Raw genomic sequence first — 15227 nt, 5'->3', positions numbered from 1 at the left:
TCCCGGATCAGATGCGCTCGATGATGGTGGCGGTGGCCATGCCCGCTGCTTCGCAGAGGGTCACCAGGCCGGTGGAGACGTCGCGTCGCTCCATCTCGTCGAGCAGGGTGCCGAGGATCATGGCGCCGGTGGCGCCCAGCGGATGGCCCATGGCGATGGCGCCGCCGTTGACGTTGATGCGCTCGTGGGGCACGTCCAGCTCCTGCATGAACGCCAGCACCACCGAGGCGAACGCCTCGTTCAGCTCCCACAGGCCGATGTCGGTGGCCTGCATGCCGACCCGCTGCAGCGCCTTGCGGCTGGCGGCGGCCGGGCCGTCGAGCATGATGGTCGGTTCGGAACCGACGGTGGCGGTGCCGACTATCCGTGCGCGCGGCTTGAGACCGAGGCGCTTGCCCGCCTCCGCCGTGCCGATCAGCACGCCGGCGGCGCCGTCGACGATGCCGGAGCTGTTGCCGGCGTGGTGCATGTGTTCGATGCGCTCCAGCTGCGGATAGCGCTGCAGGGCGATGCCGTCGAAGCCGGCCTTGGCGCCCATGTCGGCGAAGGCCGGCTTGAGCTGGGCCAGCTGCTCCAGGGTGGTTTCCGGACGCACGATCTCGTCACGCTCCAGCAGCGGCAGGCCGAGGATGTCCTGCACCGGCAGGATGGATCTGGCGAAGCGGCCCTCGGCCCAGGCCTGCGCGGCTCGGCGCTGGCTTTCCAGTCCGTAGGCGTCGCACTGCTCGCGGGTGAAACCGTATTTCGTGGCCAGCAGATCGGCGCTGATGCCCTGCATGACGAACCAGGTCCTGAACGCGACCTGCGGATCGGTGGCCCAGGCGCCGCCGTCGGAACCCATCGCCACCCGCGACATGCTTTCCACGCCGCCGCCGATGGCCAGGTCGACCATGCCGGCGGCGACCTTGGCCGCCGCCAGGTTCACCGCCTCGAGGCCCGAGCCGCAGTAGCGGTTGATCTGGATGCCCGGCACGCTCTGGGCGAAGCCGGCGTTCAGCGCGGCGATGCGCGCGATGTTGCCGCCCTGCTCGCCCACCGGCTGCACGCAGCCGAGGACCACGTCCTCGATCTCGGCGCTGTCCAGCGCGTTGCGCGCACAGAGCGCCTGGAGGACCTGGCTGGCCAGGTTGACGGGGGTCACTTCATGCAGGGCGCCATCCGGCTTGCCCTTGCCACGCGGCGTACGCACGTGGTCGTAGATGTAGGCTTCGGTCATGCGATCTCGTTCCCAGTCTGCTCCGCGGATTCGCGGCCTGTAGCCAGTATCGGGACGGGTTCCGGGCGCCTCATCGTCCGGTCGGACTAACGTTCCGGAAACACTTTTGCGGTCGCGCAAAGCAACGCGGCCATGCCCGGAAGGGGCATGGCCGCGGGGTTAGCGACGGCTCAGATGGCGCGCTGGTAGGGCCTGAGCTCCACCCGCGGAATGCAGACGACCCGGTCCTCGAACGGCGTGATCGGGTTGCCGCCGAGGGTCACCACGCTGTTGAGCATGACCCGCACCAGTTCGGCCTGCCGGCGCACCCCGGTCTTGGAGAAGATCGCCCGCAGGTGGGCACGCGCCGTGTTGCGCATGATGCCGAGGTTCTCGGCGGCCTCTTCCAGGGACAGGCCGTTGGCCAGTTCCAGCGCCAGCGCGGTTTCCGCCGGGGTGAAGTTGAACAGCTGCTTGGCCACCGCGTTGTTGACCTGCGACTTGCCCACCGCGTCGCGCACGTAGACCACCAGGGTCGGCCTGCTCTTGCCGTCGGCCCATTCGCTGGCCGGGATCGGCTCGACCACCACGCCCAGGCTGACCTCGCCGGACGGGCGGGCGATGGACAGCGCATCGCGGTCGCAGGCCGCGCCGCGCTTGTGCGCGCCGAGCGCCTCCTCGAACAGCTTGTGCAGCTCGCGGTTGTCGCTCGGGTAGGTGGCCTCCAGGCGCCCGCCGACCAGCTTCAGGCCGTCGGCGCTCTTCAGCAGGTCGCGGGCCACGTCGTTGAGCTGGAGCACCGCGCCCTTCTCGTCGAGGACGATGGTCGCCACCGACAGGCGGTTGATCGCCTGGGCGTACAGGCTGCCCAGCGATTCGCTGCGGCCGAGCAGGTTGTGCATGTGCAGGCTGCGGCGCAGGTGCGGCAGCAGCATGGTGCAGAGCGTGCGGTCCTCCTCGGAGAAGGCCGGCATCGCCTGCGAACGGGTGATGCGGAAGCGCAGCACGCCGCAGTCCGGGGTGGAGATGTCGGCGCCCATCACGTGGCCGACGTCGTTGCACTGGCAGTGTTCGAGGAAGTAGGAGGACGACAGCCATTCCTGCTCGCTCATCATGTCGCGCTCGGTGAACACGGTGTCCACCGGCTGGTTGGTGAACGGCGTGACGCTGCGGTGATAGTGGAAATAGGTGAGCTGGCCGTGGGCGTCGAGATTGCCGGCCACCAGCATCAGGCCGACATCCTCCATGCCGGGAATGCGCAGGATCAGGGTGACGAAGTTGGCGCGGAACTGCTGGCGCATCGCTTCCAGCGCCGCGGTGAGCGCCTGGTTGTCCAGCGCGCCATCGTGAATGGCGCCGAGCAGGCGGTCGTATTCGCAGAGCGACAGCACGGGCTGGCACGGCAGTTTCTGAACGGTCGGAGTGGTCGACTTCATGCTGCTTACCTTTTTCCTGGGCCATGAAGCTGAATTCCATTCAGCCGCTGGCTTGTTCTTATTGGCAGGGCTCCCGGCGGTCCGTCGGGGCGCCCATTAATCTAGCGAAGCGCGCGCAGGGCGCATAGCCATTATTCAGACCGCCGATCCGGCGACGCCTGGCCCTCCCTGGGCGGCCCGGCGCGCCGACTGCTCGAAGTCGGAACCCAGGCTGACGATACTGTTGAGGAGCATCCGTACCAGCTCCGTCTGCCGGCGCACGCCGGTCTTGCAGAAGATCGAGCGCAGGTGCGCGCGCGCCGTGTTGCGGCGGATGCCCAGGGCATTGGCGGCCTCCTCCAGCGACAGGCCGTTGGCCAGCTCCATCGCCAGGCTGGTTTCCGAGGGCGTGAAGCCGAACACCTTGCGGGTCATCGCCGTGCTCAAGAGCGGCTTGCCCACCGCATCGCGCACGTACACCACCAGCGCCGGGCGTTCCTTGCTGTCCGCCCATTCCTGCTGCGGCACGCTCTCCACCACCAGGCCCAGGCTGGCCTGGCCGGACGGGCGGCCGATGGACAGCGCCTCGGGCGCCACCGCCCCGCCATCCGGCCTGCGCCCGAGGGCGGCGCGCAGCACCTGGTAGAGCCGCCGGTTGTCGCCGGGGTTGCAGGCCTCCAGGCGCCCGCCGGTCACGCGCAGGCCGTCGCCTTCGGCGAGCATGCGCCGCGCGGTGGGGTTGCGTTCGAGGATGCGTCCGCTCTCGTCCAGCACCAGGGTGGCGATGGACAGGCGACCGATGGTCTGTGCGTAGAGCGAGTTCAGCGACTCGGAGCGCCCCAGCAGGCCATGCATCTGCAGCACCCGGCTGAGATGGGGGATCAGCCGCTCGCACAGGGCCTTCTCGGCGGCGCTGAAATCGCGCGCCGTGCGCGGCCGGGTGATGCGGAAGCGGAAGCGGCCGCCGCCGGGCGGCACTATGTCGACCCCGAGCACATGGAACACGCCCTGCGGCGTGCAGTACTCGCGGAAGTATTCGCTGTTGACCCAGGCGCTCTCGGCCATCATGTCGCCCACGGTGAACACTTCGTTGGCCCGCGCGTGGGCGAAGGGCGAGGAACCGTGGGGATAGGCCAGCCAGGTGATGGCGCCCTGCCCCTCGATGTCGCCCCGCACGATCATCAGGCCCTTTTCCGAGCTGCCGTCCGGCGCGCGCAGGATCAGGGTCACGTAGTTGGCCTGGAACATCTCGCGGATGAGTTCCAGGCAGACGCTCCAGCTCTGCTCGCCCATGGCCGCGTCGTACAGGCAGCCGAGCAGATGGTCGTAGCTGTCCAGCTCCGGCACCTGCGGCTGCCCGGACGTGATCCCGGTGGAACCGGCCGAAGGCATCGCCTATCGCCTCGCCGTCGCCGGTTGCCAGGACACCGGCGGCTGCACCGCCACCAGGCGCTTCGAGCGGTGGAACCAGGCGGCCAGGCCCGGCAGCAGGAAGATCGCGCCGAACACGTTGACCAGGAACATGAAGGCCAGAAGGATGCCCATGTCGGCCTGGAACTTCAGCGGCGCGAAGGCCCAGGTGCCGACGCCGATGGACATGGTGAAGGCGGTGAACAGCGCCGCCGTGCCGCGCTGGCACATGGCTTCGTAGAACGCCTCGCGCAGCGGCTTGCCGGTGGCCAGCTCGTGCTGCATGCGTTCGTAGAGGTAGATGCCGTAGTCGACGCCGACCCCGACGCCGAGGGCCAGCACCGGCAGCGTGGCGACCTTGAGGCCGATGCCGAGGCTCGCCATCACCGCGTTGCACAGGGTCGCGACTATCGCCAGCGGGGTGATGATGCAGAGCACCGCGCGCACCGAGCGGAAGGTCAGCCAGCAGAACAGCGCCACCGACAGCAGCAGCGCGCCGTGCATCTGCACCTCGGCATGCTTGACCGCCTCGTTGGAGGCCGCCATCACGCCGATGTTGCCGCCGGCCAGCTTGAACCGGACCTTGGGCTGCTCGATGTCGGCAAGGATGCGCTGCACCTCGCCGACCACGTGGCTGATGGTCGAACCTTCGTGGTTGGCCAGGAAGATCAGCACCTGCTGGGTCTGGCAGCCGTCGAGCACCAGCCCGTTGGCGCTGGAGTACGCCAGCGAGCCCGGCTGCAGGCCGCGGCTGCTGCCCGGAATCGCCGCCCAGCGCGGATTGCCCTCGTTGTTGCCGGCGATGTTGACCTTGCCCATCCCCGCCACGCTCTGCACCGACTGCACGCCCCTGATGCTGCGCGCGCGGAAGTCCAGCTCCTCGACGGCGCGCATCACGTCCGGGTCGAGACAGGCTTCCTGGATGCCGGGGGCTTCCAGGTAGACGGCCAGCACATCGAGGCCGATGGAATAGCGTTCGACGATGTTGCGGTTGTCATGGTTGTAGCGGGAGTCGTCGCGCAGCTCCGGGGCGCCGACGCCGACGTCGCCGACCACCAGGTCGCGGCTCTTCCAGGCGCCGGCTGCCAGCAGCGCGACGCTGATGGCGAACACCGCGAGCGCCGGGCCGGGGGTGGCCAGCGCCGACAGTGCCCACCACAGGCGATGCCGGCGTCCCGTGATGCGCTGGCCGGGGCGGGTGGAACCGGGCTCCAGCGTCAGGTAGGAAATGATGATCGGCAGCATCAGCTTGTTGGTGATGATCATCAGCAGCACGCCGATGCAGGCGGTCATGCCCAGTTCGTGGACGATCGGGATGTCGATCAGCATGATCACCGCGAATCCCAGCGCGTTCATCAGCAGCGCCAGGGCGCCGGGGATGAAGATCCGGCAGAACGCCGTCTTCGCCGCCTGCACCGAATCGCTGCCGGCCAGCACGTCGAGCTTCCAGGCATTGGTCATCTGCACCGCGTGGGACACGCCGATGGAGAAGATCAGGAACGGCACCAGGATCGACATCGGGTCGATGCCGAGGCCAAACAGCGGCAGCAGGCCGAGCAGCCAGACCACCGGCAGCAGGGCCACCACCAGCGACACCAGGGTGATCTTCAGCGAGCGGCAGTACAGCCAGAGCAGCACGGCGGTGATGACGAAGGCCATCAGGAAGAAGCCCATCACCTCGAACAGCCCGTCGACCACGTCGCCCACCAGCTTGGAGTAGCCGACGATGTTCAGCTCGATGCGCTCGTTGTCGAAGCGCTTGCGGATCGTTTCGAGGCGGTTGGCGATCTCCACGTAGGACACCCGCTCGCCGGTTTCCGGGTTGATCTCCTGCAGGTCGGCGCGCACCAGCGCGGCCTTCAGGTCGTTGGCCACCAGCCGGCCGATCTGCCCGGAACGCGCGGTGTTGCCGCGCACCTTCGCCAGGTCCTCGGGCGTGCCGCTGTAGTGCGGCGGAACCACCACGTCGCCCCAGAAGCCTTCCTCGGTGATCTCGATGAAGCGCACGTCCGGGGTGAACAGCGAGCGCACGCTGGAGCGGCGCACGCCGGGGATGAAGAACACCTCGTCGGTGACGTCGCGCAGGGTCTTGAGGAATTCGGGGTTGTAGATGTCGCCCTCGCCCTTCCAGCGCACGCTCACCAGGATGCTGTTGGCGCCCGAGAAGATCTGGCTGTAATGCAGGAAGTTCTGCATGAACGGGTGGGAGACCGGAATCTGCTTGTTGAAGCCGGGGTCCAGCTTCACATGGGTGGCGCTGTAGCCCAGAGCCAGGGTCGCCAGCAGGAACAGCGCGAGCAGGGGCCTGCGCCAGGCGAGCAGCCTGTCCGCGATCCGCTCGACGCCGCGCTCGATACCAGAGTTGCGCATGTTCATCTCCTTACTTCTTCGCGCTGGCGGCAAGTTGCAGGACGTCGCGTTCCTGCAGCAGCCCGCTTTGGCCGGCGACGAACAGCTTGCCGCCAGGCAGCATGACGGCCGAGGTCAGGGTGCCGACTCCGCCGAGGAAACCGCTGCTCAGCAGGCGGCCTTCGCCATCGAGGCGCACCTCGGCGCCACCGGTGCCGACGATCACCACGCCGTCGCCGTTCTTCGCATGGCCGTAGAGCGGCAACTTGTGCGACAGGCGCACCTGGGTCCAGCTGCGGCCGTCGTCGGCGGTGACGAACACGTTGCCGCGCATGCCATAGGCGACCCAGTGGCTGCCGGCGAGCTGCGCCACGCCGAACAGCGAGCCGCTGTAGAAGGGTTCGATCTGCTCCCAGTTGGCGCCGCCGTCCTGGCTGCGCAGCACGAGGCCGACTTCGCCGACTATCATGCGGCGGCCATCGGCGCTGCCGGCCATGTCGTTGAGGTGCTGGCCGGAAATCGGCAGTTCGCCGGGGGCCCAGGTCCGGCCGCCGTCCTTCGAAACCAGGAACTTGCCGAAGCTGCCGAAGGCGTAGACCTGCCTGCCGTCGCCACTCCAGGCGCCAAGCAGCGGCTCGCCGGTCTCGCCGTCGTGCTGGACCACCGTCCAGGAATCGCCGGCATCGGCGCTGCGCAGGATCAGGCCGTCGTGGCCCACCGCGAGCAGCGCCCCGTCGCCCAGGTCGATGACACCGGTGAGGGTGATCGGCAGCTCGTCGTCGTTGCGGCGGCTCTGCCAGGTCTTGCCGTCATCGCTGCTCCTGACGATGAGCCCGCGCTCGCCGACGGCGACCATGCCACCGTCGAAGCGCACCAGGTCGTTGATCTGCACCCGCGTCAGGTCGACCTGCGCCGGCTGGCGGGCGCCCTCGCTGCGGGGCGAGAAGGCGAATGCGACCAGGGTCGCCACGAAGAGGCAAAAGGCGTAACCAATCAGTTTGCTCATAACGCAATCCATCTCGGGAGGACGCCCTGCACGCGGGACGCTCTTCCTTTCTTGTTGTAATGGCCGGTACCACCCGTGGGGGACGGCGGCCGGTCGGCCTGTCGCCCCTGTTGAATCGATGCTCTACCGGATCGCCCCGGTGGACATCGTCCAAACGGCTTACCCCGTCCAGGGCAATTCGCGGCGCCGCCCTCGCCTGCCTAGTCCCAACGGACCATGCTTCGGCCGCCGCTTCGTGGATGCTTGCGACAAAACAACAACAAGCACCGAGGCACTCCGATGCAGCCCCGCTCTTCCGCACTCCTGCTCGCCACCGCCATCGCCAGCCTGGGCTGGCTGGCAATCCCCGCGTCCGCCGACGAAGCCGGCAAGGCGCCCAGTTCCTTCACCGAACAGCGCCACGCCGCCGCCCTCGCCGCCCTGCCGAAGGACCTGGCGAAAGAAGAGGACTTCGCCAGCCGCGGCTTCATCGCCACCCGGGCGAAGCCGCAGATACTGCAGGCCGACGGCAAGCCGAGCGCCGACCTGAACAGCTACGCCTTCATCGAGGGCAAGGCGCCGGCCAGCGTCGACCCGGCGCTGTGGGAGCACAGCCGGCTGGCGGCGAAGCACGGGCTGTTCAAGGTCACCGACGGCATCTACCAGGTGCGCGGCTTCGATGTGTCGAACATCACCTTCATCCAGTCCGACAATGGCTACATCGTGGTCGACCCGCTGACCTCGGGAGACGCCTCCAGGGCCGCGCTGGAGCTGCTGCGCCAGCACGTCGGCGACAAGCCGGTGACGGCGGTGATCTACACCCACCCGCACAGCGACCACTTCGCCGGGGTCGGCGGCATCGTCGATGCGCAGAAGGTCGCCAGCGGCGAAATCCCGGTGATCGCCCCGGTGGGCTTCATGAAGGAGCTGGTGCAGGAATGGATACTCGCCGGCAACGCCATGGGCCGGCGCGGCTTCTACCAGTTCGGCCTGGAACTGCCGCCGGGCGAGCGCGGCAAGGTCGGCCTCGGCATGGGGCCGTTCGTCGCCTTCGGCCAGTACAGCCTGATTCCGCCGACCAGGACCATCAGCGAGCCGATGCAGCGGCTGACCGTGGACGGGCTGGAGATCGTCTTCCAGCTCACCCCGGGGGCCGAGGCGCCCACCGAGTTCAACTTCTACATCCCGCGCTACAAGGCGCTGTGCAGCGCCGAGACCGCCACCAGCTCGCTGCACAACGTGCTCACCCTGCGCGGCGCCGAGGTACGCGACGCCAAGGCCTGGGCCGACTACCTGACCGAGGCGCAGGACAAGTTCGGCGACGCCGAACTGGTGTTCATGACCCACCACTGGCCGCGCTTCGGCAAGGGCGAGGTGCACGACTTCCTCGGCAACCAGCGCGACACCTACAAGTTCCTGCACGACCAGAGCGTGCGCATGATGAACCTCGGCATGACCCCGGACGAGATCGCCGAGAACCTGACGCTGCCCGCCGAGCTGTCGCGGCTCTGGTACAACCGCGGCTTCTACGGGACGCTCAAGCACAACGCCAAGGCGGTCTACCAGAAGTACATGGGCTGGTACGACGGCATCCCCGCCGACCTCGACCGCCAGCCGCCGGTGGCACGGGCGAAGCGCTACGTCGCCGCGCTGGGTGGCGCCGACGCCGCGCTGAAGCAGGTTCGCGCCGCCATGGACAAGGGCGACTACCGCTGGGCCGCCGAGCTGGGCAACCACCTGGTGTTCGCCGATCCGCAATCGAAAGCCGCACGCGGAGTGCTCGCCGATGCCTACGAACAGCTCGGCTACCAGGCGCAGAGCGCGGTATGGCGCAACATCTACCTGACCGGCGCGATGGAACTGCGCAACGGCGGCGTGCACAAGTTCGCCGGCGCCAAGCGCAACGAACTGGTGGCCGCCGCCAGCACCGGCGACCTGCTCGACCTGCTCGCCACCCGCCTCGATCCGGCCAGGGCCGCCGGCAAGCAGACCGGCTTCAACCTGCAGGTCAGCGACCGCGGCGACCAGGTGCTGGTGACCGTGCACAACTCCGTGCTGGTGCATCGCCAGGACGCCAGCGACGCGCAGCTGCCGACCATCAGGGCGCAGCTCAACGGCCTGCTGGCGGTGCTGCTGGCCGGGATGCCGGTGGACCAGGCGGTCGCCCACGGCCTGATCGAGCAGGGCCAGGACCTCGCCGCGCTGACCACGCTGGCCGGGCTGATCGAGAACCCGCAACTCGAATTCAACATCATCGAACCCTGAGCGCGGAGCACCTGACATGGAAAGCCATGACTACATCATCGTCGGCGCCGGCAGCGCGGGTTGTGCGCTGGCGGCGCGCCTGTCCGAGGACAGCTCGGCCAGCGTGCTGCTGCTGGAAGCCGGCGAACGCGACCGCAGCCTGCTGATCGACATGCCCGCCGGCTGGGGCGTGACCACCGGGGCCGGGCACCGCTTCAACTGGTCCTACGAAACCGATGCCGAGCCCGAACTCGGCGGCCGGAAAATCCCGCTGCCGCGCGGCAAGGTGCTCGGCGGCAGCTCGGCGATCAACGGCCTGCTCTACGTGCGCGGCCAGCGCGAGGATTACGACGACTGGGCCGCGACGGCGCCGGGCTGGGGCTGGGCGGATGTCGAGCCGTACTTCCGCCGCTCCGAGGGCAACCTGTTCCTGCAGGGTGCCGGGCACGGCCAGGACGGGCCGCTGGCGGTCTCCAACCTGGTATCGCCCTCCCCGCTCAGCGCCGCGATCATCGCCGCCGCCGAGCAGGCCGGGATTCCGCGCACCGACGACTTCAACGGCGCCCGGCAGGAAGGCGTCGGCTACTACCAGACCACCAGCACCGGCGTGCGCCGCTGTTCGGCGGCTCATGCCTACCTGCGTCCGGCGGCTGGCCGCGGCAATCTCGTGCTGCGAACGGGGGTGCGGGTTACCCGCGTGCTGCTCGATGGACAGCGCGCCAGTGGCGTCGAATATCTCGATGGCGGCTCGCGGGTGAGCGTCCAGGCGCGCCGCGAGGTGATCCTCTGCGCCGGCGCGGTGGTTTCCCCGCAGCTGCTGATGCTCTCCGGCATCGGTCCGGCGGCTGAGCTGCAACGTCATGGCATCGCCGTGCGGCGGCATGTTCCCGGGGTCGGCGCCAATCTGCAGGACCATCTCGTAGTGCCGATGATGTGGCGGCTGAAGCCAGGCCAACCGTCGGTGAACCGCAACCTCAGCGGCCTCGGGCTGTTGCCTTCGGTGATGACCTACCTGCTGCACAAGCGCGGCGTGATGACCATGCCCGCCGCCGAGGCCGGGGCGTTCATCAGGAGCCGTCCCGAGCTGGACCGGCCGGACCTGCAGTACCACATGCTGCCGCTGTCCGGCGACTTCGATTCCGACGCCAAGAAGCTGCACCGCTTCCCCGGCTACACCCTGGCGCCCAACGTCTGCCGACCGACCTCACGCGGGAGCATCAGCCTCAGTTCGGCCGACCCGCTGGCCAGTCCGCGCATCGCCATGAACTACCTGTCCACCGACTACGACATCGAAACCACCTGCGCCGGCATGCTCTGGGCCCGCCGCATCGCCGCATCGCCCGCGCTGGCGGCGATCACCGAAGGCGAGATCTATCCCGGCCCGGCGGCGAGCACGCCGGATGCCCTGCTCGATTACGCGCGCCGCGCCGGCACCACCGGACACCATCCGGTGGGAACCTGCCGGATGGGCAGCGACGAGAACGCGGTGGTGGACATGCAGTTGCGCGTGCATGGCATCGACGGGTTGCGCGTGGCCGATGCGTCGGTGATGCCGCTACTGATCTCGGGGAACACCAACGCCACGGCGATCATGATCGGCGAGCGGGCGGCGGATCTGATCCGGCAGGCGTAGGGCGGGTTTCACCCGCCCTACGCTCCAGAGTCGGGAGTCACCTGTAGGAGCGAGCTTGCTCGCGAACCAACCACCGCTGCGGGGCATGTTCGCGAGCAAGCTCGCTCCTACGAAAAGCCAGAAAAAACCGCCCCCACTCGCGCAGAACGTAGGGTGGATGAGGCTTTTTTCATCCACCATTGCGGGGCCACATGCGTGGCCATGGTGGATCGGTGGAGCTGATCCACCCTACGTTCCCGATCCGCCAGAAGTGACACGATTTCCTGGACGCGGCTTCGAGCATTCCCTTGTAGGAGCGGGCCATGCCCGCGACAACCTGCGGTGCCATTCTTGTCGCGGGCATGGCCCGCTCCTACAGTACTGCCAACCCCACCCGTCCAGGCACTTCGAAAACGCAGAGCCCGAAAAGCCAAAGAAAAAAGCCGTCCCCACTCGCGCAGGGACGGCCAGGCAACCCCCGAAGGGGCCTCACCTCACTCATTTACATGTAGAGAATCACCAGATCGTTGATCACCGACGGCCGCTCCTGGCCGACCACGTGGACATTGATCTCCAGGGTCATCTGGGTGCCACGCTTGCCGAACTCCACCGACTTGACCCGGGTGCGGGCGTGGATCAGCGAGCCGGCCGGGACCGGCGACGGGAAGCGCAGGCGGTCGGAGCCGTAGTTGACCATGTTGGTGAAACCGGTGACTTCGAACGCCAGCGGCACGGTCATGCGCGACACCAGCACCTGGACCAGCGCGCCATGGGCGATGGTGCCGCCGAACGGGCCTTCGCGGCGGGCGCGTTCCGGGTCGGTATGAATCCAGTAGTCGTCGCCGGACAGCTCGGCGAAGGCGTTTATCAGCGCCTGGTCGACCAGCACCTGGTTGCTCCAGCCGCTGAACTCCTCGCTGACCAGCGCCTTCAGCGCGGCCTCGTCCTTCACGTCGATCTTCACCTTGGCCGGGCCGCTGTCGGCGGCGGGTGCAGGCGGCGCCTTGGGCACTTCGTCGCGCTCGACCAGATCGACGTTCACGCCGGTGTAGCGCAGCAGCACCGTGCCGTCTTCCCTGACCCGCGCGCGCACCGGCTTGACCGGCATGCCGATCTCGATCCGCTCCGGGTCGAGGCCGACCAGGGTGGTGTTGACCCGCACGCCCTGCTCCAGCTCCACCACCGCGAGAATCTGCGGCTCGGCGCCGGCGAACTCGGGCAGCGTGGGGATGCGTGCGACGGTGAAGGTGTAGAGCGTGCCGAGGCCGGACACCTCGTGCCAGGCCAGCTCGTGGGACAGGCAGTGCATGCAGTGACGGCGCGGATAGAAGGTCCACTGCCGGCAGTCGCCGCACTGCTGGAGAAGAATCTTGCCGGCCTTGAGGCCGTCCCAGAACGGCGCCGAGAGGTCGGTCGCCCGTGGCATGGGTTTATTGCTGGACATGCTCATGCTCCCTGGAGAATCAGTGCGCCCTGCTCGCTCATGACACCGCCGGTGCCGGAGACGAACACGCTGTCGCAAACCTTGAGCTGGCGGTCGCCGGTGCGTCCGGCGATCTGCTCGAACGCCTCGACCACCTGCGAGAAGCCGCCCGCCGAGCCGGCCTGGCCGAAGCTGAGCTGGCCGCCGTGGCTGTTCATCGGGAAGTTGCCGCGCCAGGTCAGGTCGTTTTCGAGGATGAAGCGCATGCCCTCGCCCTTCGCGCAGAAGCCGGCGTCTTCCAGGGTCAGCAGCACGGTGATGGTGTAGCAGTCGTAGATCTGCGCCAGATGCATGTCGGCGGGCTTCAGGCCGGCCATCCCGAAGGCGCGGCGGGCGGCCGGGCCGACCGGGGTCTCGGTCATGTCCGGCGAGTAGCTGGGCGACTTGTAGCCCAGGCGTTCGCCGAAACCGGTGATGTGCGCCGGACGGTTGCGGCAGCGCGCGGCCAGCTCCTTCGAGGCGACGATGACGGCGGCCCCGCCGGCCACCGGCATGACGATCTCCAGCACGTGCAGCGGGTCGGCGACCATGCGGCTGTTCAGCACGTCGTCGATCGACAGCGGCTGGCCGCGGAAGATCGCGTCCGGGTGGGCGTGGGCGTTGAAGCGCTGGTCCACGGCGATCTTCGCCAGGGCGCGCGGGTCGTAGCCGTACTGCGCGGCGTAGCGCTGGGCGATCATCGCGTAGCCGGTGTTCTGGCCCATGTGGCCGTAGGGCAGGTCGAACTCCGCCTCCGGCGCGCCGTAGGCGGTGCTGTGGCCGCCGAAGCGCATGGCGCGGGCCATGGCGGACGGGTCTTCGTCGGGGCCGAGCGGCGCCATGCGCTGCGGCAGCACGCAGAGCACCGCCTGGCACAGGCCCAGTTCGATGGCCGCGGCGGCGCGCCAGATCATGCCGACCGCCGTGGTGCCGCCCAGGTCGACCACCTCGGCGAAATTCACCGCGATGCCGAGGTATTCGGCGGCCATCGCCGGCACGAAGGTCGAGGCTTCATGGAACAGCGGGCCGTTGATCACCAGGCCGTCCAGGTCGCTGGCCTTGAGGCCGGCATCGGCCAGCGCGCGGGCCGCCAGGTCGGCGACCTGCTCCAGGTGGAACATCCTCGGCGCCGTGGAGTACTTCTCGGGCTTGTATTGAGCGGCGCCGACGATCGCCGCGTGTCCTCTTAGTCCCATCAGTGCTACCTCATGCGGTATTCGGGCCGCCGCTGTGCGGCGGTGTCTGTCCGGTCGTTCAGCTCAGGTCATTTTCAGGAGCCCGCAATCGAAGCCTCATCGTCCATAAGGCCTAGATCGAATCTTTTTCCGGCGTCCCCGGCCCCGTAGTCCGAATCAACTAGGACAAACGTGCCAGCCACTGGGCATCCTCGACAAAGCGCGCCGCCTCGCGGCGCATCACTGCAACCCGCGTGAGACCAGCAGATGAACTTCGACTTTACCGACGATCAGGCCATGCTGCGCGACAATGTGCGCAAGTACCTGAGCAAGGAGTCACCGCTCGGCGAAGCCCGCCGGGTCCTGGAACAGCGAGACAGCCACAGCAGCCCGGTCTGGCAGGGGCTGGTGGACATGGGCATCGCCACCCTGATGCTGCCGGAGCACGCCGGCGGCATCGGCCTCGGCGCCCTGGAACTGTGCGTGGTGGCCGAGGAGATCGGCCGCCAGCTGAGCCCGGTGCCACTCTCCTCCACTCTTTACCTGGCCGCCCAGGCACTGCTGCTGGGCAGCGACGCCGCGCAACAGGGCGACTGGCTGGCGGCCATCGCCGGCGGCGACATCGCCTCGCTGGCCGCGCCGCTGGACGGCAATCCCGCCACCCTGCCGCGCTATTCGGCCGGGCGCCTGAACGGCTGCGCCGAACTGGTGCCCGATGGCCAGCAGGCGGCGATCCTGGTGGTGCTCGCCGAGGACGACGACGGCCAGCCGCGCTGGGTGGTCTGCCGTCCCGACGCGGCCACCCGGCGGGAAGCGCTGTCCTGCATCGACATGACCCGCCCGTGGAGCCGCCTGAGCTTCGAGCAGCAGCAAGCCGAACCGCTGAACGCGGTGGACGACGCCCTCGCCCTGCTCGCCCGTGTGCGCGACCGCGCGGCCATCCTGCTGGCCTTCGAGCAGCTCGGCGCCAGCGATGCGGTACTGGAAATCTCCGCCGCCTACGCCCGCGAACGCCACGCCTTCGGCCGCGCGATCGGCTCCTACCAGGGCATCAAGCACAAGCTGGCGGACATCTACACCCTCAACCAGCTGGCCCGCGCGCACTGCTATTACGGCGCCTGGGCGTTGTCCAGCGACGCTCCGGAGCTGTCCATCGCCGCCGCGGCAGCCCGCGTCAGCGCCACCCGCGCCCTCGACTACGCCGCCCAGGAGAGCATCCAGGTACACGGCGGCATGGGCTACACCTGGGAACTCGACTGCCACCTCTTCTACCGCCGCGCCCGCCAGCAGGCGGTGATGCTCGGCGGCGAGGACCTGTGGAACGAACAGATCGCCAGCCTGCTCGAACAGCGCCTGCGCGCCACCGCCTGACCGGAGACC

Annotated in this window: 10 protein-coding genes; 3 read left to right on the top strand and 7 right to left on the bottom strand. The window is 68.5% G+C overall.

Going from position 1 to position 15227, the window contains the following annotated elements:
* Positions 1–7: 7 nt before the first annotated feature.
* From BLR75_RS23225 to BLR75_RS23205, 5 genes are all read right to left on the bottom strand, one after another.
* Complete coding sequence (locus tag BLR75_RS23225) at positions 8–1216, bottom strand: acetyl-CoA C-acetyltransferase (protein WP_084314099.1); 1209 nt, start codon at positions 1214–1216, stop codon at positions 8–10.
* A gap of 170 nt (positions 1217–1386) precedes the next feature.
* On the bottom strand, positions 1387–2631 hold the full coding sequence (locus BLR75_RS23220) for a helix-turn-helix transcriptional regulator (protein ID WP_084314098.1): 1245 nt from the start codon (positions 2629–2631) through the stop codon (positions 1387–1389).
* A 135-nt stretch (positions 2632–2766) separates the two neighbouring features.
* Positions 2767–4002: a helix-turn-helix transcriptional regulator gene (locus BLR75_RS23215; RefSeq protein ID WP_084314097.1), complete on the bottom strand. Its 1236-nt coding sequence runs from the start codon at positions 4000–4002 to the stop codon at positions 2767–2769.
* 3 nt (positions 4003–4005) lie between these two features.
* On the bottom strand, positions 4006–6396 hold the full coding sequence (locus tag BLR75_RS23210; protein ID WP_084314096.1) for an efflux RND transporter permease subunit: 2391 nt from the start codon (positions 6394–6396) through the stop codon (positions 4006–4008).
* 4 nt (positions 6397–6400) lie between these two features.
* On the bottom strand, positions 6401–7375 hold the full coding sequence (locus BLR75_RS23205; protein ID WP_084314095.1) for a WD40/YVTN/BNR-like repeat-containing protein: 975 nt from the start codon (positions 7373–7375) through the stop codon (positions 6401–6403).
* Positions 7376–7654: 279 nt separating this feature from the next.
* Between BLR75_RS23205 and BLR75_RS23200 the strand changes: the two genes are divergently transcribed.
* Both BLR75_RS23200 and BLR75_RS23195 read left to right on the top strand, forming a co-directional pair.
* Entirely contained in the window at positions 7655–9619 is a 1965-nt protein-coding gene (locus BLR75_RS23200; RefSeq protein ID WP_169720281.1) for an alkyl/aryl-sulfatase, read from the top strand.
* Between the two features lie 16 nt (positions 9620–9635).
* Entirely contained in the window at positions 9636–11231 is a 1596-nt protein-coding gene (locus tag BLR75_RS23195) for a GMC family oxidoreductase (RefSeq protein WP_084314093.1), read from the top strand.
* Between the two features lie 481 nt (positions 11232–11712).
* On the opposite strand, the gene BLR75_RS23190 is transcribed toward BLR75_RS23195, so the two are convergent.
* Positions 11713–12654, bottom strand: coding sequence for a bifunctional OB-fold nucleic acid binding domain-containing protein/MaoC family dehydratase (locus tag BLR75_RS23190; protein ID WP_084314092.1), 942 nt, complete (start codon positions 12652–12654; stop codon positions 11713–11715).
* A gap of 2 nt (positions 12655–12656) precedes the next feature.
* A complete protein-coding gene (locus BLR75_RS23185; protein WP_084314091.1) occupies positions 12657–13868 on the bottom strand; it encodes a thiolase family protein in 1212 nt (403 codons plus the stop codon).
* Positions 13869–14114: 246 nt separating this feature from the next.
* On the opposite strand from BLR75_RS23185, the gene BLR75_RS26895 reads away from it, so the two are divergent.
* Positions 14115–15218 carry an acyl-CoA dehydrogenase family protein gene (locus tag BLR75_RS26895; RefSeq protein WP_084314090.1) on the top strand — a complete coding sequence of 368 codons (1104 nt, stop codon included), beginning with the start codon at positions 14115–14117 and terminating at the stop codon, positions 15216–15218.
* Positions 15219–15227: the final 9 nt, after the last annotated feature.

This window comes from Pseudomonas jinjuensis, assembly GCF_900103845.1.
GTDB lineage: Bacteria > Pseudomonadota > Gammaproteobacteria > Pseudomonadales > Pseudomonadaceae > Pseudomonas > Pseudomonas jinjuensis.
Note: the sequence above shows the minus strand (reverse complement) of the source record. Positions and strands in the feature narration are given on the sequence as shown.